The organism is Chloroflexota bacterium, from assembly GCA_016887485.1.
GTDB lineage: Bacteria > Chloroflexota > Anaerolineae > Anaerolineales > Anaerolineaceae > Brevifilum.
The window spans coordinates 1450132-1471870 of the sequence record CP069394.1 but is presented as its reverse complement, the minus strand read 5'-3'; the positions used below and the strand labels follow the sequence as shown (position 1 = coordinate 1471870).

Annotated in this window: 19 protein-coding genes and 1 rRNA gene; 15 read left to right on the top strand and 5 right to left on the bottom strand. The window is 52.4% G+C overall.

The window, feature by feature from the left end:
- The first annotated feature begins 6 nt into the window (after positions 1–6).
- From rrf to JR338_06580, 4 genes are all read left to right on the top strand, one after another.
- Positions 7–123 (top strand): 5S ribosomal RNA (gene rrf / locus JR338_06595).
- A gap of 211 nt (positions 124–334) precedes the next feature.
- Positions 335–517 carry a 30S ribosomal protein S21 gene (locus JR338_06590; protein ID QRN82117.1) on the top strand — a complete coding sequence of 61 codons (183 nt, stop codon included), beginning with the start codon at positions 335–337 and terminating at the stop codon, positions 515–517.
- A gap of 32 nt (positions 518–549) precedes the next feature.
- Positions 550–798 carry a translation initiation factor IF-1 gene (infA, locus tag JR338_06585; GenBank protein QRN82116.1) on the top strand — a complete coding sequence of 83 codons (249 nt, stop codon included), beginning with the start codon at positions 550–552 and terminating at the stop codon, positions 796–798.
- 100 nt (positions 799–898) lie between these two features.
- The gene (locus tag JR338_06580) at positions 899–1882 is read left to right on the top strand and encodes a GNAT family N-acetyltransferase (GenBank protein ID QRN82115.1); all 984 of its coding nucleotides are present in this window, start codon (positions 899–901) and stop codon (positions 1880–1882) included.
- A 46-nt stretch (positions 1883–1928) separates the two neighbouring features.
- On the opposite strand, the gene JR338_06575 is transcribed toward JR338_06580, so the two are convergent.
- Together JR338_06575 and JR338_06570 are read right to left on the bottom strand one after the other, a co-directional pair.
- Positions 1929–2120 carry a hypothetical protein gene (locus JR338_06575; protein ID QRN82114.1) on the bottom strand — a complete coding sequence of 64 codons (192 nt, stop codon included), beginning with the start codon at positions 2118–2120 and terminating at the stop codon, positions 1929–1931.
- Between the two features lie 78 nt (positions 2121–2198).
- On the bottom strand, positions 2199–3548 hold the full coding sequence (locus JR338_06570; GenBank protein ID QRN82113.1) for an AI-2E family transporter: 1350 nt from the start codon (positions 3546–3548) through the stop codon (positions 2199–2201).
- Between the two features lie 205 nt (positions 3549–3753).
- Between JR338_06570 and JR338_06565 the strand changes: the two genes are divergently transcribed.
- Both JR338_06565 and JR338_06560 read left to right on the top strand, forming a co-directional pair.
- Positions 3754–5025 (top strand): DUF2807 domain-containing protein, encoded by a 1272-nt coding sequence (locus tag JR338_06565; protein QRN82112.1) that lies wholly within the window; start codon positions 3754–3756, stop codon positions 5023–5025.
- Positions 5026–5035: 10 nt separating this feature from the next.
- Complete coding sequence (locus JR338_06560; GenBank protein QRN82111.1) at positions 5036–5977, top strand: 1-phosphofructokinase family hexose kinase; 942 nt, start codon at positions 5036–5038, stop codon at positions 5975–5977.
- Between the two features lie 69 nt (positions 5978–6046).
- On the opposite strand, the gene JR338_06555 is transcribed toward JR338_06560, so the two are convergent.
- Positions 6047–7975 (bottom strand): formate--tetrahydrofolate ligase, encoded by a 1929-nt coding sequence (locus JR338_06555; protein QRN82110.1) that lies wholly within the window; start codon positions 7973–7975, stop codon positions 6047–6049.
- Positions 7976–8196: 221 nt separating this feature from the next.
- Complete coding sequence (locus JR338_06550) at positions 8197–9582, bottom strand: DUF3048 C-terminal domain-containing protein (protein ID QRN82109.1); 1386 nt, start codon at positions 9580–9582, stop codon at positions 8197–8199.
- 113 nt (positions 9583–9695) lie between these two features.
- Between JR338_06550 and JR338_06545 the strand changes: the two genes are divergently transcribed.
- The 8 genes from JR338_06545 to rsmA all read left to right on the top strand — a co-directional run bounded on the left by JR338_06545 (position 9696) and on the right by rsmA (position 19858).
- Positions 9696–10394, top strand: a complete 699-nt coding sequence (locus tag JR338_06545) for an FHA domain-containing protein (protein QRN82108.1) — start codon at positions 9696–9698, stop codon at positions 10392–10394.
- Positions 10395–10458: 64 nt separating this feature from the next.
- Positions 10459–11211 carry a hypothetical protein gene (locus JR338_06540; GenBank protein ID QRN82107.1) on the top strand — a complete coding sequence of 251 codons (753 nt, stop codon included), beginning with the start codon at positions 10459–10461 and terminating at the stop codon, positions 11209–11211.
- 271 nt (positions 11212–11482) lie between these two features.
- Entirely contained in the window at positions 11483–11986 is a 504-nt protein-coding gene (locus JR338_06535; protein ID QRN82106.1) for a hypothetical protein, read from the top strand.
- Between the two features lie 246 nt (positions 11987–12232).
- On the top strand, positions 12233–12844 hold the full coding sequence (locus JR338_06530; protein ID QRN82105.1) for an aminoacyl-tRNA hydrolase: 612 nt from the start codon (positions 12233–12235) through the stop codon (positions 12842–12844).
- Positions 12844–16251, top strand: a complete 3408-nt coding sequence (gene mfd / locus JR338_06525; protein ID QRN82104.1) for a transcription-repair coupling factor — start codon at positions 12844–12846, stop codon at positions 16249–16251. Before JR338_06530 ends, mfd begins: the two co-directional genes overlap by 1 nt.
- Before the next feature lie 181 nt (positions 16252–16432).
- Positions 16433–17269, top strand: coding sequence for an LLM class flavin-dependent oxidoreductase (locus JR338_06520; protein QRN82103.1), 837 nt, complete (start codon positions 16433–16435; stop codon positions 17267–17269).
- Positions 17270–17588: 319 nt separating this feature from the next.
- Positions 17589–19028 carry a DUF348 domain-containing protein gene (locus tag JR338_06515; protein QRN82102.1) on the top strand — a complete coding sequence of 480 codons (1440 nt, stop codon included), beginning with the start codon at positions 17589–17591 and terminating at the stop codon, positions 19026–19028.
- Complete coding sequence (gene rsmA / locus JR338_06510) at positions 19025–19858, top strand: ribosomal RNA small subunit methyltransferase A (protein QRN82101.1); 834 nt, start codon at positions 19025–19027, stop codon at positions 19856–19858. The genes JR338_06515 and rsmA overlap by 4 nt, the downstream gene beginning before the upstream one ends.
- Before the next feature lie 18 nt (positions 19859–19876).
- Here the strand turns inward: rsmA and JR338_06505 are convergent, their stop codons facing one another.
- On the bottom strand, positions 19877–20593 hold the full coding sequence (locus tag JR338_06505) for a polyprenol monophosphomannose synthase (protein QRN82100.1): 717 nt from the start codon (positions 20591–20593) through the stop codon (positions 19877–19879).
- 246 nt (positions 20594–20839) lie between these two features.
- Between JR338_06505 and JR338_06500 the strand changes: the two genes are divergently transcribed.
- Positions 20840–21739, top strand: coding sequence for a polysaccharide deacetylase family protein (locus JR338_06500; protein QRN82099.1), 900 nt, complete (start codon positions 20840–20842; stop codon positions 21737–21739).

Here is a 21739-nt window from a genome sequence, read left to right as displayed (position 1 = left end):
TTGTCCCTTGGTGATTTGAGCGGCGAGGGTACACCCGGTAACATCCCGAACCCGGTCGTTAAGCTCGCCAGCGCTGATGGTACTTGGGGGGTAGCCCCCCGGGAGAGTAGGTCATCGCCAAGGGACTTTTTTCGTTAAGGCGGAAAAGTCCCTGCGCACCTCATCAGTCATCATCCCCTGCAAGATTCCTTGATTTAGAGTATAATAAAGCCCCGGTGCGTCCAAAGCGTTATTTAGCGCCATTCTGCCTTGGGAACGATACAAGGTTGGTTTGGTTAAACCTCCCAACCCGTGAAGGTTCCACATATCACCTTTTGGAAGGGAGGTGAGGGTTTTGGCTCGTGTCGTGTTACGGCCAAATGAATCACAAGAGCAATTGCTCCGGCGATTTAGAAAGCAAGTTGTCAAAGGTGGTGTGTTGAGCACCATTCGCCGAAAACGTTGGTTCATTTCAAAAAGTGAATTGCGGCGTATTGAGAAAAAGAAAGCCATCCGGCGATCTCATCGACGTGATTGATCGAATTAGCATTACAGATCAATGGAGGTGTAATGGCAAAAGAAGATGATAAAATTACGGTTGAAGGCACTGTGATTGAGGCCTTACCTGGGACTCAATTCCGGATTGAATTGGAAAATGGCTCTGAGATCTTAGCTTATCTCTCTGGCAAAATGCGGCGGCATTATATTCGGATTTTGCTGGGCGATAGGGTTCGTTTGGAAATCTCGCCTTATGACCTGACCAGGGGCCGTATCGTTTATCGTTATCGCCGTCATTCTGCAGCTCCTAGATCGAATTAATATTTTGGATAAACTCCCCGGGACAATGACCTGTCCCGGGGTTTTTTTATTTAATATTCTCCCATTGCGGTAAGGAATCCATTCGCGGTAAAATGGCCTTATGTCTGATACCCAACACTCTTCCTTGGCAGAATCCCCACATATTCGCTCGCTCGATGTGACCCGGGATCTTTACCCGGTCGCTGACCTGATCGAGATGTGTTTTCCCATCCATAAGGATCGGGACGGACAAACCTACCTCAAACAGATGCGTAAGGCCGCTCGAGATATGCAATATATGCGCTGGCTGGGTTCGATGGCGGATTTGAGCGGGGATCGGATCGCTGGATTTGTCTGGGAAGAAGATGGTCAAATCTTGGGGAATATTTCACTCGTCCCGTTCACGGAGAATGGCCATAAGATCCATATGATTGCTAATGTGGCCGTGCGCCCTGAGGCCCGGCGCAGAGGAATCGGCAAAGCCTTGACCGTCCGGGCAGTGGAACTTCTCCGGCGCAAGCATGAACCGCGGGTTTGGCTGCAGGTGCGCAACGAAGATGAAACCGCTCTGGCGCTCTACCGATCGGTGGGCTTTGTAGATCGTCTGAAGAGGACAACCTGGCGAGCACGACCGGTGGATGTGCATAAGCCAAAAGAAAATGATACTGAAGCGATCGAGGTTCGTAAGCGACGGGATTCGGATTGGGGGGTTCAAAAACAATGGCTGACCACAGCCTACCCAATGACAATGCGCTGGAACTTGCCTGTCAAATTTTCGCAATTTGAGTCAGGACCATTTCAAGAGATCAAGAATTTCATCGATGGGATCAACCTGAAGCACTGGGCTTTGGAACGAAATGGAAACTGCCAGGGGTTCCTGAGCTGGCAGAGGACCAGCACCTATGCCAATAACCTGTGGCTGGCTCTGGCACCGGATGCCGGAACAGGCTTGCTGATGGGGGCATTCCCGGAAATCATGCAAATTCTCCCTCGGCGGCATCCCTTATCCTTGGATGTGGCATATGGCACCCGCACGGATGAACTGGAGGCATTGGGTTTTAATATATTCCGATCCCTGATCTGGATGTCGATGGAATTAAACTAAAAAGCGTCTCAATTGAGACGCTTTTATGTTTTAATCGCTCTTGTGATTAGAGTTCTTCATCCAGGATCAAATCAACCAGATCAAGGAATTCCTGCCATTCTTCTTTGAAGAAGTGGAGGGTGATATTGTTCAATTCCAGATGAAAGGTTGTTTCGCTATCTGGTTCTTCAGCTTTCCAAGCCAGGTAATTCTCGGTTTCAGCAATAGTGCTGGTTTCGGGTTCAAATGAGTCAGTCATTCCAATACTCCTTAAGGCAGATAATTTTCATTCGTACCATTTATAACACAATTCAAGAGTGCTTCACAGGGTGAAATGTCACCCTTTATTAGCTTTGTTTTTGCGGTTTTTCTTCTTATCTTGAGAAGTCTTAAATTTTGACTTGATGAAATCCACAACCTTCATAACTTGGGTTTTAATCCAGGCACCAACTTTTTGCAGGAAACCAAGCAGCCAGTCTTTGAAGCGATCCCACTGGGCATCCACAAAAACCGCCCACCGTGCCGGTTCTTTGGGCTCTTCAGCGTCCAGCTCCTCCCATGGGTCCTGATCAACCAGTTTCTTCATCAGATAACCAAATATCAGCTTCAGTGTCGCCAGGACAGGGGCAGCAAGCAAAATGCCGATGAAGCCTAATAACTTCAAGGCAAGCAATGCGCCAACCAGGACCAGCGCCGGGTGGACTTTCAGGTTCTCGGACATCACCTTTGGCACCAGCAGGTTATCCAGGAGGGTGTCGATCAACATCGCACCACCCAACAAAATGATCGCATAGATGCCGGGTGAGAGATTGAAGATCGTTGGTCCTTGCAGCAGGGCCACCAGGCCATAAGTGATCCAGGTGATCCAGGCGCCGACATAGGGGATGAAGCGGCCGATGGCGGCAACCAAAGCCAGGCCAAAGAAGAACTGGATCCCCATAATGCCCAGATAACTGGTGTAGATGATGATGGTGATCAGGACGACGATCAACTGGCCACGCAGGAAGGCGTTCCAAATTCGGCTCAGTTCCTGGCCCATCCGTTTGAGATCAGTTGTATAACCCGGAATACGGATATTAAGGAAGCGATTGGAAATGCCCTCGGTCTCTGCCAGCAGGAAATAGGAAACCAGCAGCACAACACCCATCCAGAGGATGACATTCGCTGCCCCGGTTGCCAGGGAACCCGCCAGAGAACCCACTTGACCAATCGCCGGGCGGATGGTACTCACTATTTCAGTGGATATCTCGTCCCAGCCCAGGCCGGAAAGGGTAAAAGACCAGGGGCCAATCGCATAGGTTTGGCTGGTGATGTCGTCAATTAATATTGGAATCTGATCAATGTTCTTTTGAATGAAATCGATCAAATTTTGGATCTGGTCAGCCAGCGCCAACCCGCCCCAGGTCAGCAGACCCAAGAGGGCCAGCACAATGATCAGATAGATCAGGGTGACGGCCAGCCGCCAGGGGAGCTTGAATGTGTTCCGGATAAAGTTTGCTACCGGATAGAAAAGGTAGGCCAGGATGAAAGCCAGAATGATTGGCCCGAGGAAGTTCTGGAATTGGACCAGCAGCCAGATGGCTATGGCAACCAATCCCAGCCCGACAACCAGCTTGGTCGTCCAGCTCCAGCGGGGGGAAGATTGGTTAGGGTTCGGATTTTCGGAGATTTGAGGTTTTGAAGTCACGATTATTTTCTTTTATTGTAGATCTTGATGTTGGATAGTTTATTTTATAATCTAATTATACAATACAGCTTCTCTCTACCCAACCCATTTCTAAAACTCGATAATGCCATCCGTATTTGCTGTCACATTGATTCAGGGGAAAAGGATTGATTGATTGCGTGATAAAATTAATCCAGAACGGTAAATATAAAAAAGGAGCTATGTTATGGCAGAAAAACGGAACGTTTTCCATTGGCAAATTTATTTTGGGATAATGTTAATCCTGATGGGCGCGCTTTTTGTTGCCGATCTCTTTCTTGAAACACCAATCATGGACCAATATTGGCCTTTGCTGGTTGTCCTTTTTGGCCTGACTTTCATCGGAGAAATGCTGACTTCTAAAGGGCATGGCGCTGGCCTCGCTATTCCTGGGACATTAATCATTGTCATTGGCTTGCTGCTCTTTGTTCAGAACACCTATGATTTATGGATTACCTGGACCTACACCTGGGCGCTTCTGATCGTCGCGATAGGCTTGGGTATGGCGATCATGAATAATTATCTGAAGCGGGATACACTCCGATGGGTTTCGGGTTTATTGATCGGGCTTGGTCTGGTGCTCTTTGTCGGTTTTGGTGTGCTGTTCGAGCTTATCTTCCAGGTTCGCGGAGCAGATATCTATAGTGGGATTTTCCTCGGGGGTGGGTTGGTCCTGTTAGGGCTCTATGTTGTCTTCAGCCGGGCTCTGTTTGGTCGTAAACGGCCAAAAGTTAATAAGGTGAAGGAATCAGTACCAGAAGCGGTTGACGCGGTGGCCACAGATTCCGGACCTATCCCGGACCCCAATGGTAAGGTTACCGAATTCATTCCGGAAGGGGCGACTTTCTCCGGTCTGTTTTTCAAGAGCGTTGGCGAAGTCTTCGTCATTCAGGGCGAACCTTGTGCTCTGAAGATTGAGGGCAGTGAAGATCTGATCGAATCCATTCAGGTCTCCGTGAAGGATAACATACTTGAGATTGATTTCTTTTCCGATATGGAAAATTGGACGAATTTCCGTTGGGCGGACGGCGACAAGCATTTACGCTATTACGTCACGATGCCCAAGATTGACAAGATCAATATGAAAGGCGCCGGTATCCTGATGGGTGATTCCCTCACAGGTGAATCACTGGCATTGACCCAGGGCGGCGCTGGCAAGATCGAACTACATAATTTGACATACCAGACGCTGGATGCGGTACTGGGCGGTTTGGGTGAGATCTTACTCACCGGCCAGGTTGAATCGCAACAGATAAATCTGAGCGGGGCCGGCGGTTATAAGGCTGAAGAATTACAATCTCAGGATGCGGAAGTGCTGCTCTCCGGAGCTGGCTCTGCCACCGTCTGGGCGGAAAAGACGCTGAAAGCAACCGTTACCGGAGCTGGCAGCATTAAATATAAAGGCGACCCAACGGTTGATGAGAAAAATACAGGTATTGGCAGTATAACGCCGCTCTAAGGAAAAATATATGATGATTTACACCCTGACACCTAATCCCAGCATCGATCGCACACTAACCATACCTGAGATTCAGTTCAACAGCGTCCTTCGCAGCAAGTCGGTACGTTTGGATTGGGGTGGTAAGGGGTTTAACGTTTCCCGGGCTTTGGCACAATTTGGCATTGAATCAATGGCAATGGCCTGGGTCGGCGGGGGCACAGGTAAGATGCTGGCGGATGGTCTCCAGCGACTGGGTATTCAGACGGATTTTGTCTGGGTGGATGAGGAAACACGCACCAACACCATGATCATTGAAGATCAGGGAGATTGGCATATCAAGGTCAATGAACCCGGGCCATCCATCTCACCTTATGATGTGAGTCTACTGATGCAGAAAGCTGAATCTTATGCCAAGAAAGGTGATCTGTGGGTGCTTTCCGGCAGCCTCCCACCGGATGTCCCGGAGGAATTCTATGCTGATCTGATCACAATGATTAATTCCCGGGGCGCAAAAGTGTATCTGGATGCCAGTGGTGCGCCGCTGCGGTACGGCTGCCAGGCAGGGCCGTATTTGGTGAAACCTAACCACCACGAAGCCTCTCAGATCGTTGGCTTTGACATTGAGGATCAGGAAGATGCCAAACGAGCCGCGCTGCCATTCCTGCGGATGGGCGTAGGTTATTTTGCGCTGACAATGGGTGAGCAGGGCTTGCTTGTGGCGACCCAAAAGGAAATGGCTTTTGCCACGCCGCCCAAGATTGATGTTCACAACACCACCGGCTCAGGCGACACGGCGATGGCTGCCTTGATCTATGCGCAGCTTAAGGGGATGTCCCTCGTGGAGACAGCTCAATGGACGGCTGCGACCAGCGCTGCCTCGGTGGAAACGATGGGCGTCAGTGAGTTTTCAATTGATCGGATTCAGGAACTTTTGCCGCAGATTGAAGCCAAAGTCATCAACGTGATGTAAGCTTCAGAGTTGAATTTATATAATTAAAGGCGCTCATCTGAGCGCCTTTTTGGTTGAGTAGAGGCTGGGCTAGGAGAGGCCAAGCACCTTATTGGTTTTCATGTCAATGTCAATGTCATAGTAGGCCGGCCGGGTGGGCAGACCGGGCATCAACAGGATGGGACCGGCGATGGGATAAAGGAAGCCTGCGCCAATGGAGGCCCGAACTTCCCGGATCGGGATTCGGAAACCTTCGGGACGTCCTTTGAGTGTTGGATCATGGCTGAGGCTCAGATGGGTCTTGGCCATGCAGATCGGCAGGTCGCCGTAACCCAGGCGGGTATATTCGGCAATTTGTTCTTCCGCTTCAGGTGAAAAATCCACACCCTCAGCGCCATAGATCTCTTTGGCAATGGTTTCGATCTTGTCCTTTACGGAACGATCCAGCGGGTAGAGGAAATTGAAGTTAGAGGGCATCTCGGCTGCCTTGATGACAGCTTTACCGAGTTCCACAGCGCCTTCACCACCTTCTTCCCAGTGATTAGTCACGACGGCGTCAACAACCTTGCCGCTGTCCAAACAGGTCTGGCGGACCAGGTCGAGTTCAGCCTGCGTGTCGGTGTGGAATTCATTGATGGCAACGACTACCGGCACACCAAACTTGTTGGCATTGTCGATATGGGCCATCAGATTAACCATGCCCTTACGGAGCAGGTCCAGATTTTCGTGTTCATATTCGGGGGCTAAGGGGCTGCCGGCTTTCACCTTGGGGCCGCCACCGTGCATCTTGAGCGCACGGATCGTTGCCACCAGCACGACCACATCCGGAATATTGCCGGAATAGCGGCACTTGATATCGAAGAATTTTTCCATGCCCATGTCGGAGCCGAAACCGGATTCCGTGATCACATAATCGGCCAGCTTGAGCCCGATCATGTCAGCCATGATGGAGCTGTTGCCGTGGGCGATGTTGGCAAAGGGTCCGGCGTGCACAAAGACGGGAGTGCCTTCCAGGGTTTGCATCAGGGTGGGTTTGATCGTGTCCTTCATCAGAACCGTCGCAGCACCCGCCACACCGACATCCTCAACGGTGACCGGGTTGCCGTCCATATCCAGGGCGACCACCATCCGGCCGATCCGATTACGCATATCATCCAGGCTGGTTGCCAGGGCTAAAACAGCCATTAATTCGCTGGCGACCGTGATATAGAAGCTGGTCTTGAGGTCGAAATCCTTTTCCTTTGGCCCTTCACCAACCGTGATCTCACGCAGGATCCGGTCATTGGTATCGGTGGCTCGCCGCCAGGTGAGGGTTTCCCGGTTGATATTCAACCGGACAAAGCGCCGGCGTTCATCTTCGGTCAGCTCGTTGGGGTCGGTTTTGTCGATCCCGAGATTGCGAAGCCGCCCCAGCATGCCGATGCCAAAATTGCGGTTACCGTTTTCATCTGCAGGGCAAAGGTGTTCGAAGAGCTTTTCATCGCTCTGATAGGACTCGTGGAACATCCGGGTTTCAATTGCAGCAGCAATCAGGTTGTTGGCTGCGGTGATGGCATGGATGTCGCCGGTGAGATGGAGGTTGAAGTTTTCCATCGGAATCACCTGGCTATAGCCGCCGCCTGCCGCGCCGCCCTTGATGCCAAAGGTTGGTCCCTGGCTGGGTTGGCGGATGGCGGTGATCACGCGTTTGCCAAGATGTGCGCCGAGGGCCTGGCTTAGGCCGACGGTTGTGGTTGTTTTGCCCTCGCCCAACGGGGTGGGGGTGATGGCGGTTACGTCAATATACTTGCCATCCGGTATGTCCTTCAATCGTTTCAGCACGTTGGGGCTGACTTTGGCGATATATTGGCCGTACGATTCATATTCATCGGGTAATAACCCTAGTTCATCTGCTACCTGTGAGATCGGTTTAAGTTCAGCGTCCTGAGCAATAACAATATCCGAAGGTACAGGCGTCTTCCGGTCAAGTGGTGTTGGGGTGAACCCTACTTTGAGGTGTGTAAAGACATTCGTGTCCATTGATAAAGGGTGGTCCTTTCTTCCTGATAAAAAAACGTGTGGAAAAGAAGCACAGAAAACCACTTCTCCCACAGTATAATTATGCTATCAAAGGTCATAAAAATCAAGAAACTACCTTTTAGATGACCTTAAAATATCTCAGGTTACATTAACCCAGAATCAATCAACCCTCCTGCTCATCTGGAGGGTTGATTCTTCAGGAGAGAGTAATGAAGAGCTAACTAGTAGGTACCTTTATAGCGGACCAGCCAGAGGCCGGTACCATCCGCTTCTTTTATGGGGAAGAAGGGGTACTCACTGATCTCCGATTCGACTGCAAAACTCGTGGTGGACATCACTTCCACCCAGGTCTGGCCGTTTTTGAGGGCCACCGGATCGCCATTTTCGTCAATGTAACGGATGGGCCGCAGCAGACCGGTTTCTTTCTCATACTCGCCATATTGGGTGGTCCAATTGATTTCAAAAGCCTGACCATCCCGGAAGAGCAGGGCTTTCATCGGGGGCATATTGGTCAGGGCAATGTCGATCAGGGTGGGGGCGTAATATGTATGGAGGGCGTAAAGCACGATCACGTTTTCACGGGTGATCGGTTTGCCATCCAGCCGGTCAGTGGACATCACAAATTCACCGCTGCCATCGGTTTTGATGTCATAGCGGATATAAGCGCCAAGCGCTTCATCATAGCGCCATTGAATTTGGTTCAAATTACTATAGAAGAGCCAGACCGTATCGGCTTTTTTGCCGCCTTCTGGAATGTCGGGCGAAAATTTCATCCCATCCAGGTTGAAATTGGAGCCGGGATAGGTTTCGGACCGGGACAGGGCGATGTTATACAGCTGGCTGACGTCAATCAGCGCGCTGTTGATGTCGTCACTGTCGGAGCCAAAGATGTTGGTAGTGTCACTCAGGTTCTGGGCCACGCCGCTGTAGGCTGAAGCCATCACCAGGAAACCCGAGAAAAGGGAGCGGATATCTTCATAGGGCAGCCGGCCGGAACGGATTGGTCCGATGCTGGCTGAATTGGCGGCAGCAGCTTCGCCCGAACTACCGCTCGAATCCCCGCTGTCGTCACCGGAGGAAATGCTGAAACCCTGTCCTTCGGTCAGGCCGCTGACCATTTCGGGATATGCGCCGTAGAACATCGCCAGGAAACGGGTCATGCCTTCACCAATGGTGATCTCAAAGACCATTGGGCTGGTGTTCAAACCGGATTGCGGCCGGGCTGAGGCGGGGAAGTTGGAGACGGAGATCAGCGCGGGGGGCAGTTTGAGCAATTCTAGATCGGTCGCCAGGCCGGTCAGGGGGTTGATCCCATCCGGGAAATCGGTGGGGCCATATGTGCCAAAACCGCTGGTCTGGGGTTCCTCTGTGGGGATGACCTCTCCGGTCACTTCGGGAGTCTCTGTTTCGGTGGGGAGGACTTCCTCAGTCGGTGCTTCAGTGGCTGTCTCGACCGGTTCAGTGCTTTCTTCAGTGGGCGCAGCGGTCTCACTCTCAGCGACTTCCTCAACGGTGGCCTGAGGCAGCGTGAAAGGTAATTTGCAGGCGCTCAGGATCAGTGTGAGGATGACAAGGGTGGAGAGGGCTAGTAGAAGACGCTTTTTCATGATAACTCCCTTCAACAAATAAAACGAGATAGGCAAATATTGCCGCGTTTATATTTTACAAAACAACGTTCCCAGATTAGATTAAATGGAGCGCCTATGCTATGATTTAAGGCATGATGACCCCGCTAGATCAGATTGGATTGGGAGGCCAGATGCAGCCGGAGAAAGAAAACCCAAAGCTGTTGTTTATCTCTGGAATCAATGAAGGGGAGCAGGTGCAGATTCAAGGGAAGGTCTGTGTCATTGGCCGTGACCCTTCCGCAGATATCTCCCTGGATTCACCCTTTATCTCCCGTCACCATGCTGAGATCCGCAGCGAGGGGGTCTATTGGACGATTGCCGACCTTTTCAGCAAGAATGGCGTCTTTCGCAATAAAGCCCGGATCGAACCAGGCGAGCCAATCCCCCTGCATAATCACGATGAAATCCAGATTGGCAGTGTGTGCATGTTCCGATTTATGGACCCCGAAGACACACTGCTGGAATCGGATATGCAGATGCGCACCCCGGGCGTCTGGCTGGACGAGCTCAACCGGGAAGTCTATGTGCATAATAACGAGTTGGATCCGCCGCTTTCGCAGCAGCAGTTTGACCTTTTGGCGGTCTTGTTCCATCATCAGCGCGAAGTGGTCACCAACGAGATGATCGCCGATGCCCTCTGGCCGGAAGCGGTTGGCGGCATCGAGAGCGCTGCCATTGATAACGCCTTCAGCCGCCTGCGCAACCGGCTGGCCGAACTGGACCCTGAGCACGAATATCTTGAGACCGTGCGGGGCGTGGGCCGGCGCTTTGTCCAGCGGGAGGATAATTGAGGGCTTGAGGCCTGCAGCCATGCCCCGCTGGCGTGAATTGGGGTAGAATCGCCTGAGATTTATCATGAAACGACGACGACTTTTTCAATTACTGATCGGTCTGCTGATCCTCTTCCTGCTGAGCGGGTGTGTGAACTTGCGGCAGGATATGCTCGTTAACCAGGACGGCTCCGCATTGCTGCATTTTGCCCTTGGGGTGGAAACGGAATCCTACGAAGCCTTTCAGGAGCAGATCCCGGATGGGATGTCATTGGAGAGCTTGCTGGCGACCCTGATGTCGGATGAGCTGGTGACTGAGGTGACGACCGATCACTATGAAGACGAGGGCTACACCTGGGATACGGTGGACCTGGCCGTGAGCGATTTCGCCGCGCTGCTACAAACCGACCGGCGGATTGGGATGGCTGTTTTGGCAGTAGATGAGACCGATGAGGGCTATTATTTTAGCCAGGTCCTGGACCTTCAGAATACCAATCTGGCGATCCCGGGCGTGAACTTGATGGACCTGACCGGGGCCCGTTACACCGTCACGCTGGAGACGCCCCAAATTTTGAACACCAACGGCGACCAGCCAGAGGCAGGCACGGCGATCTGGGATGTCACCGTGACGGACCTGCTGCAGGGGGGCGATACGATCATCCTCACCGCCGATTACAACCTGACGCCCTATGAGGGAAATTTCATCCCGGTGAAGCTGCTCTTCCCCTATGTGGTGATGGGCTTCTTGGGCATCGGCGGGCTGGCAATTGTGATTGTGATCCTGCTGAATACGACCAAACTGGGGGATAAGACAAGGAAGCTGAACTTCAGACGGTAGTAAAAAATATTAGCTTCGAGAATTCACTTGTAGATATCTCAAATTACAAATGATTGATGCAACCAACCTGGTTATAATAAAATTAAATCTTAAAAATTCATTTGTGTTGTTTCCTGGAGGCACCTTAAGAGATTTAATATTTTGGTTGAGGGACTTTTAGAAGCATTCAATTTGATAAGCCACCAATCCGATAGATGAACCAAACTTATAGGTGTGAACAAAGGCACCAGGATGATGAATGGTATCAACGAGGTTTATTAGAGGAATAATCATGCCAAATTTTGAGCCTGAACATAACGCTCCGAGACTCAGAGAATATTTAGGTGGAGTTATCTTCAAGACTAAAACTCTTACTATGAAGAGGGAATATTGGGAGCCTTATGTAAAACAACTCATTGAACAACCCGATGGAGTTGAAATTGATATTTCAAAGACGCCCTTGGATAATATTCAGTTTTCGTGTGATGTTATAGGTTGTATTGCGACTAGGTCGGATCCAAATATCTTCAAAGTAAAGGTATATAGGATAGATCCTAATGATGATCCAATGTTTAACGTTGATACATATGTTTTGTATAACGATTTTGAAGCATTTAAGAATTATTCGAGAATTGTTAAATATTCATCTACAAGTACAGATGTCAATATGAGCCGATTTCATGAAACAACTGTTATGTTATTTCATAAAGAACCAGATTGTGATCATTGGCTCCAATATCAAAAACTACCTAAAGTCATACAAGAAAACTATAAATCCTTAATAAGGAGTCTATAGTCCCTATCTCTCCCCCGGTAGACATTGTAGATCAATTTAATAGATAGCCAAGAAGTGGAAGGATGAGGCCTGTGGTTCCCAGCTTTTCCCAATACATCTAAGCTTGATCATTCATTTCCATCCACCCCCATCCCCTATTCACCCTTTCCCTTTTTGTGCTAAACTTAAAGGTCTGATGTTCATATTTCAAAGGCCCGTAAACGCGTTTTACGGCCCTTTAGCGCGTCACAAATCTTGAAAGAACCGATGATGAGACTATTTATGAAGAGCGAAAACGCACCCTATTTGATCGTTGGCCTGGGCAACCCCGGACCGCAATATCGTATGAATCGCCACAACGCCGGCTTTTTGGTGGCGGACACCCTGGGGGAACTGGCTTCCATTCCCCTGACCCGGGTGAAATTCCGCGCGCTGATGGGCAAGGGCAGCTTTGCCGGCGAGGCTGTGGTGGTTGCCAAGCCCCAGACCTACATGAACGACTCCGGCCAGTCGGTCGGTTCGCTGATGCGGTTCTTCAAGGTGCCGAATGACCACCTGCTGGTGGTGCATGACGACCTGGACCTGCCCTTTGGCACACTTCGGCTGCGTCCCTCCGGTGGGACGGGTGGCCAGCGCGGCATGGAATCGATCGTGAAACGCCTGGGCACCCGGGATTTCGCCCGTCTGCGTGTGGGGATCGGCCGTCCACCGGGACGGATGGACCCCAAGGATTATGTCCTGCATGATTTTGAAGCGGATCAGATCGAATGGCTCCCCGGCCTGCGGGAGACCGCAGTGGAAGCCATCCGGATGTTCATCGTGGATGGGATTGATAAAGCGATGACCACTTTCAACGGGAAAGTGTTTGACGAGGACTGATGCCCTTATTGGATCGGATCGGTAAGCTCGCCGCCTACCAGGACCTGCTGGCCCGGTTAGGATCAGGCGCGGAAACGGTGACCACCGCCCGCGGCCTGGGTTTGCCGCGCGCTGCCCGCCTGCCGCTGGTGGCGAGGCTGCAGGATGACCTGAAGCAGCCGATCCTCTTGATCACCAACCGCGCCGACCGTGCGTTGGCGCTTTATGATGAGCTGCAATTCTGGCTGCGGGATATCCCCGCCTATTACTTCCCCGAACCCAATCCGCTGTTCTATGAGCAGGCTGGTTGGGGCAAGGGCACCCGGCGGGACCGCTTGCAGGTGCTGACGATGCTCGCCCGCACGCTGATCCCAAATGCCCCTTCGCCCAAAGTGCCGCCTGTGATCGTGACGCCTATCCGGGCCTTGATGACCCGCACCATTCCCCGCAGGGACTATCTCAAAAACACCCGCACGCTACGGCTGGGCCAGCAGGTCACGCCCGATGAGCTGACCCGCGCCTGGGTGGATATTGGCTATGAATATGCCAACATTGTGGTCGAAGCCGGGCAGTTCTCCCGGCGCGGCGGCATTCTGGATGTCTGGTCGCCGGGTGAACCCAAACCGGTGCGGATCGAGTTCTTTGGCGATGAAATTGACACAATGCGCGCCTTTGACCCGGCCACCCAGCGTACTGTGGAATCCGTGGAAGTGCTGACGATCCCCCCGGCCCGGGAGATCCTGCCGGTGGCGGCGCAGAAAGCGGGCATTGAGCTGCAGGAACTAAAAGAGTTCCAGATCCCCCTGGCCCATTCGATGGCCGGCTCGATGCTGGATTTCCTCCCCGAGAACACCCTGATCGCTCTGGATGGGCAGGAGTTTATCTCCGCCGCGGTGATGGATATTGAGGAAGAGAGCCTTTCCCGCCGGGAAGAGGCCATTCAGGAAGGTGAACTGCCTGAAGATTTCCCTGTGCCTTATCTCACCTGGTCAGAGCTGGAAGACCGCCTGGGCAGCCGCCCCGTGGTAGAGCTGGGACATACCCATGCCCCGGACATCCCCCGGCTGGCGGCGTCCTTTGAGCCTGGACCGCGCTTTGCAGGCAAACTGCGGGACTTCATTGACTTCCTGGCGGAGCTGGAACAAAAAGGTGAGGATTGGGTGATCGTCTCACGCCAGGCCCAGCGCTTGCGCGATCTCTGGCAGGAACAGCAGATGCTGCTGGATGAGCCTTCGGAAACCCTGACTGCCACTCGCTTCATCGAGGGTACGCTGGCTGGCGGCTGGACGCTCCGGCCGCCCAGCGGCACGCCGATCCACCTGTTGACTGATGATGAGATTTTCGGCTGGTCCCGGCCGCAGCCCCGCCGGCGTTATCGCCCGACGGCTGAAGCGCCGGAATCGAGCTATGCCGACCTGCAGCCCGGTGACTGGGTGGTGCATGTCGATCACGGCATTGGCAAGTATACCGGCCTGGTGCAGCGCAGTCAGGACGGCGTCCAGCAGGAATATCTGTGCGTGGAATATGCGGAACAGGACCAGCTTTTTGTCCCGATCCACCATGCTGACCGGCTGACCCGTTATGTTGGGGCGGAGGGCCAATCGATTCATGTTTCCCGTCTGGGTGGTGTGACCTGGCAGGCTACGAAATCCAAGGTCCGTGAGGCCGTGCAGGAAGTGGCCGGGGAGCTGCTGGAACTCTATGCCTCCCGCCAGGTGGCCGAGGGTTATGCCTTCAGCGGTGATACACCCTGGCAGCGGGAATTGGAGGCCAGCTTCCCCTATATCGAGACTGAGGATCAGCTGCAGGCTCTGACCGAGATCAAAGGAGATATGGAAGCGGCCCGCCCGATGGATCGGTTGCTCTGCGGTGATGTCGGTTATGGCAAGACGGAAGTGACCCTGCGGGCGGCTTTCAAGGCTGTGATGGATGGCAAGCAGGTGGCTGTGCTGGTGCCGACCACGGTGCTGGCTCAGCAGCATTATGACACTTTCCGCTCGCGCCTCTCTGCTTTCCCGGTGACGGTTGAGATGCTCTCCCGCTTCCGCACACCCCAACAGCAGGACCGGATCATCAAGGACCTGCGCCAGGGGAATGTGGATATCGTGATTGGCACCCACCGGCTGCTGTCTCAGGATGTCTCATTTAAAGACCTTGGCCTGGTGGTGATTGATGAGGAACAGCGTTTCGGTGTGGCTCATAAGGAACACCTGAAACAGCTGCGTAAATCAGTGGATGTGCTGACCCTGACAGCCACGCCCATCCCGCGCACGCTCTATATGGCGCTGACGGGGGTGCGGGATATTTCCACCATCAGCTCGCCGCCGGAAGAACGGCTGCCGATTGTGACTCATATTGGTCCCTATGACCCGAAACTGGTCCGTCAGGCCGTGGTGCGCGAGTTGGAACGCGGCGGGCAGATCTTCTTCGTGCACAACCGCGTGCAGACCATCCAGGCCATGCAGAGTCACCTGGAGAAGCTGGTGCCGGAAGCTCGGATTGGGATTGGGCATGGACAGATGGATGAGCATAAGCTGGCGGATGTGATGCATGAGTTCGGCGCCGGTGAGATTGATATCCTGCTCTGCACTTCGATCATCGAGTCCGGGTTGGATATTCCCAACGCCAACACCCTGATTGTGGATCGGGCGGACACTTTTGGTCTGGCGCAGCTCTATCAGTTGCGCGGGCGGGTGGGGCGCGGTGCACAACGGGCCTATGCCTATCTATTCCGTCACCGGGTCAAACCGCCCACCATTGATGGACAGGAGCGGTTGGAAGTGCTGGCGGAGAATACCCAGCTTGGTTCGGGTTATGCCATTGCCATGCGGGACCTTGAAATGCGCGGCGCCGGTGAGATGCTGGGCACTCGCCAATCGGGGTATATCGCCTCCGTCGGGTTCCATCTCTATACCAAGCTGTTGGCGCAAGCGGTCAAGCAGTTCCGGATGGCCTCCGACCTGGAGGGTCCTGAGGACGCGGCCTTGTTGGATGCCTCGCTGATCATCCCGACGGTGGTCAACCTGCCGCTGTCAATTGGGATTCCAGACTTTTACATCTCCGATCAGAGCCTGCGACTTAAGCTCTACCGGCGGCTGGCGGATATCAAAGATGAGGCTGAACTGGTCACCATCGAAATGGAATTTGAGGACCGCTTTGGACCGCTGCCTGAGCAGGTACGAAACCTGATCTATCAAATCCGGGTGAAGCTGCTGGCTGCCAACGCGGGGGTGGCTTCGGTCGGGTTTGAAGGCCGCCAGCTGGTGCTGCGCTACCCGCCGCTGCCAGAGGGCGTCAAGTCCCGTAAGCTGCGGGAGTTCCCGCGGCCGGTGATGGTTGGCAAGAATGCCTACCGGATCCAGTTTACCAACCCGGATGAAGAGCCCTGGCCGGAAGAGTTATTACGATTTCTCTTGAAGATATCCTAAAACTGGCTAATTATCCTTTACATAGAAATCCTCCAATATTGTTCTAAACATAATAAATATATTGGCTTTAAGGTGGGTATGCTAAAATTGTTAAGTAAGTATGGAAATTAATGGATAAGAATTAACCAGAAAACTGAACAAATAACATGCCTCTTAAGTCAATTTCTTCAGTGAGGATAAAATGAAATTTGGTTTGATGTTGCCGAATACGGGGAAGGATTATGGAAACCCAACTGTTCTGATCAACCTCGCTGAGTTAGCTGAGAAGTCGGGTTGGGATGGCTTTTTTATCTGGGACCATATTGGTGGGAGAGGTAAATCACCCATAGTTGATTCCTGGATGTGTTTAGCGGCGATCGCCACTGTGACTAAAACGATACGCATAGGGACAATGATCACGCCATTGTCAAGGCGTAGACCATGGAAGGTTGCGCGGGAAATTATCACATTGGATCATATATCAGGTGGCCGGGTAATTTTAGGAGTCGGGCTAGGCGATTTGGTCAATAAGGACTTTCAATCTTTTGGGGAGGTCACTAATCCAAAAAAACGAGCAGAGATGCTGGATGAAAGCCTGGAAATTATCGCTGGCCTTCAATCTGGTCAAGAATATTCGTTTTCAGGAAAACATTATCAGATTTTAGATACGTTATTCCAGCCAACGCCAATTCAAACCCCAAGAATTCCAGTTTGGGTTGCATCTCATTGGCCATTTAAACGGCCCTTAACTCGTGCAGCTCGCTGGGAAGGCGTTTTGCCACGTCAGTGGAGTGCAGGGCCGATCACGCCTGAAGTGATCAGGGAGATATCCTCTTATATAACAAAAAACAGAAAATCTACCGATGCGTTTGACATTATAAAATATGGGCTGACTACTGGTGAAGATGTTGCCAAGGACAGGGCTATGGTCCAAGAATATCAGGATGCGGGTGCAACATGGTGGGTTGACGAGATTTTTTCAAGTAGGGGTTCGCTGAATCAAATTAAGGCGCGGATAGCCTTAGGCCCTCCTAATTAAGCTGGGTGAGTATTTATTATTTCGACCAAGTTGTGGATGATCCATAATCAAAAACCGTGTTTGATGCCATTGATTTCTCCGATTGCCCATTAGGAATTATCCAAATCAATCTTTATGGTTAAATCCCGCAAATTGAGTAATCTAAATTCGTAACTCTCATCCTCGAGACTAGGGGCAATGACAACCTGTTCTTGTCATTGCGAGTAAATGAATTAATTGGTATGTGATTTTTCTCTCCCCTCACTTGCCAAATTTATTGGGTGTGTTATACTGCAAAAATATCCCAGAACGATGAGAACTCGGTTCCGGATGTTTAAAAATGACTAAATTTGACACAATCAAACAAAACTTGAATAAAAACAAGAGAATACTTTTCCCGGCAGCCATCCTCGCGATTCTGGCCGGGATGGTGTTGATCTTTTTCGGCCTGCTGCGAACAGTGACCGTTGTGATCAACGGTACGGCCCAGACTGTCCGCACCCCGGCGCTGACCGTGTCGGGTGTGCTGCGGGCAGCCGGCCTGCCCGGTGACTCGGCGAATAAGTCGCAGCCCAGTCAAGGCCGCCTGATCTGGAATACGCCCCTGGTGACCGTTCAGACCGCCCGAGAAGTAGTCCTTTCTACCCCTGAATATGAAATTTCGATTCGGTCCGCTGAATCGATTCCCGCGAACCTGCTCGAACAGGTGGAGATACCGCTTTACCCCAATGATCAGGTCCGCGTGAATGGTGCGAAGGTGGATGCTCTGGAATCCCTTAACACCACCGAGGGTTTTGTGATGCAATACCTGCCAGCCCAGCCGATCACTCTGGAAATTGGCAATCAGATCACGACGATCTATAGCGCTGAAACCACCCTCGGAGCAGCCCTGGAGGAGGCGCAGATCGCTCTATCTCCTCAGGATGTGGTCTCACTTGACCTGGCAACACCTATGGATGGTCCCCTGATGGTGAGCATCCGCAAAGTACGAGCCGTGACCGTTATGGTGGATGGCAAGATGGTGAGCGGGATGACTGCTGCGGAAACCGTGGGCGGCGCACTGCTGGCACTGGATATCCCCCTGCAGGATCTGGATTACAGCATACCTGCTGAAACGGCTGACTTGCCCGAGGATGGGCAGATCGAGCTGGTTCGGGTGCATGAAGAAATCCAAATTGCCACGGATGAAGTGGCTTATGCCAATTCCTATGTTGAAGACCCCACCACACCGCTCGATGAGACCTCGGTGGTTGAACCCGGGCAGATGGGGATTTATGCCTCCCGTGTGCGTGTTCGTTACGCCGATGGGGAAGAAGTCTGGCGGGATAGTGACGGCACATGGCAAGCCAGCGAAGCCAAAGACGGCATTCTGGGTTACGGCACCGATATTGTGATCCAGACTGCGGTTGTGGATGGCATCACGATTGAATATTGGCGCAAAAAGAGCGTCTATGCCACCTATTACGTGCCCTGCGATGCCTATGGCAATTGTTATGATGGCACCGCCGGCGGCTATCCCTTGCAGAAGGGAATTATAGCGGTGATGCCCTGGTGGTATTCCGTGCCGGAAGGCCTGGCAATGGCGGACCTGCAGGTTTATGTGCAGGGCTATGGATATGGGATCATCGGTGATGTCTGCGGCGGCTGCAGCGGCAATACACCCTGGATTGACCTGGCGTATCGTGACACAGACGATATCAACTGGGTCAATGGCTGGACCGTCATGTATTTCCTGACTCCTGTGCCCGACCGATATATACCAGCGATCATCACACCATGACCCTCGATCCCCTGCGCATTCCCGAACTCCTGCAGAAATATGACCTGCGTCCCCAAAAGTCATTGGGGCAAAATTTCCTCGCGGATCATAACGCCCTGCTCAAGATCGTGCGTGATTCCGGCGTTGGGCCAGGTGACCGTGTGCTGGAAATCGGCGCCGGCTTGGGCAGCCTGACCCGCTTGTTGGCAGACAGTGCTCAATCCGTCACGGCAATTGAAATTGATGAGCATCTTTTTCCCGCTTTGGAATCGGTCACAGCACCTTTTTCGAATATCTACCTGGTGAAAGGGGATATTTTGGAGATTCCTCCTGAAACACTTTTCCAGGAGGATGGCTATCTGGTGATCGCCAATATTCCGTATTACATCACCTCTGCGGTCATCCGGCATCTGCTGGAAGCTAAAATCCGCCCGGCCAGGCTGGTGCTGACTATGCAAAAAGAGGTGGCGGAGCGGATCATCAATCGCGATGAGAAGATGAGCTTGCTTTCGCTGTCGGTGCTGGTATATGGTGTCCCCCGAATCAGCAGTCAGATCCCGGCCCAGTGTTTCCTTCCTGCCCCTAAAGTCGATTCCAACGTTTTGGTGGTGGATTTATATGAACAGCCCTTGCTCACTGAGGCTGAGATGGATGACCTCTTCAAATTGGCCCATGCCGCCTTTAACCAGAAGCGGAAGATGCTTCGGAACTCCCTGCGGCCCCTGTTGGACGGTGACGCTGATGCCGTCACGCTGACACTGGAGCAGGCCGGAATTGAACCTGGGGCACGGCCGGAGAACCTCACCCTGGATGAGTGGATTCGCCTGGTGAAGGTGTTTACAGCCCGTTAAATTGGTTATGAATGGGGGTTATTGATCGCGGTAGAGCCGTCTGAGCTGCCAAACGCGGAAGGCCGCCTCAATTTGGATGCGCAAGGACATCTTGGAATCCCCGTGACTGCGTTCAGCGAAATAGATAGGCACCTCAGCAAATTTCAAATCCGCCAGTTTTGCCATGTAGGCTAACTCCACGATGAAAACATAACCGCTGGAGCGGCTTTCATTGAAGGGGATGGCCTCCAGCGCTTCCCGCCGCCAGAGCCGGAAACCGCCGGTGGTGTCTTTGATGGGCAATCCCAGGATGGTCCGGGCATAGGTGTTGCCGAACCAGGAGAGGAACTTGCGGAATAGCGGCCAGGTTTTATCTACGCTGCCGCCGGGTGTGTATCGGGAACCAATCACGACATCCGCCTCATCCAGCGCATCCAGCAGGGCAGGCAGGCGGTCAGGGGGATGGCTGAGATCGGCATCCATCATCCCAATTACTTCTGCGCCCTGATCCAAGGCCTGCTTGAAACCCTGAATGTAGGCTTTACCGAGTCCTTCCTTGCCCTGGCGATGCAGAACAGAAACCTGGTTCGGGTACTCGCCGGCCAGTTGGTCTGCGACCGCGCCGGTTCCATCGGGACTGTTGTCATCCACGATCAAAAGATTAAGCCCCTTGATTCCCTGGGAAAGCAAGGCATTCACCAGTAAGGGGAGGTTCTCAGCTTCATTATAGGTCGGGATGACTTGAATGATTTTCATAATGCCTTAGTATAATGCGGATTTGACTGCTAGGGCAGTTGCGGCCTAAGCGAGTTCAGTTTTAACATGCCTACCCCTAGGTGTCAAGCATTTACCGGTATAACCTTTCGTATAGCAATAAAAACTCTCGATAAACAGTTAAATTAGTCCGTTTCTTCGGTGAATTTTCCTTATCTTTGGTGCAGTTTGCCTAAAAATTATTTATAATTGATAGAGCCTTTCCAACGAAACCAAAAGGGAGTTCTCATGCAACCCAACCCCGTACTAAAGAAACTCGGATTTTCCAATGATGATCTGGTGATCATTATCCATACAGATGACATCGGCATGTGCCAGGCATCCGTGGACGCCTTCGCCGATCTGGTGGAATTTGGCCTGATCTCCAGTGGCGCAGTGATGGTGCCCTGTCCCTGGTTCCTCGAAGCGGCCAAATTTGCCGTGGCGCATCCCGAAGCGGACCTTGGTGCCCATATGACCCTGACCAGCGAGTGGGACACCTACCGCTGGGGGCCAATCAGTACCCGCGATCCCGAAACCGGTTTGATGGATGAAGAGGGTTTCCTTCACAAGAAATCCGAAGGTGTGTGGTCAAATGCCAAACCTGAAGCCGCCATCCAAGAATTGGAGATGCAGATCCAGCGGGCTTTGCAGGCTGGTATGAACCTGACCCATATGGATACGCACATGGGCTCCGTTGCCCATCCCGGCATCATCCCCGGTTATGTTCAATTGGCGATCAAGTATGGCCTGCCCCCAATGATCCCCAGAATGACCGCAGAGGCTTTCGCCGCCCGACCTGATGTGGATAACGAGGCTGCAGCAATGGCCGTGGAATTGATAAACACACTGGAAGAAATGGGCGTCCCGCTGTTGGATGGCCTTTCCGGGTTGGAATTGGTGGATGCGAACAATCGCTTTGAACAGGCCAAGCAAGCCCTGCAAGCGCTCAAACCGGGACTGACCCATTTCATCATCCATCCTTCCAAAGACACACCAGAATTACGTCATATCACCAAATCCTGGGATTGCCGGGTTGCTGATTACGAGACTTTTATGAGTGAAGCCACCCGCGAGTTCATTAAAAACGAAGGTATCCACGTCATCGGCTATAGGGCGCTCAAGGAGATTATGCCAACTGCCCCCTAA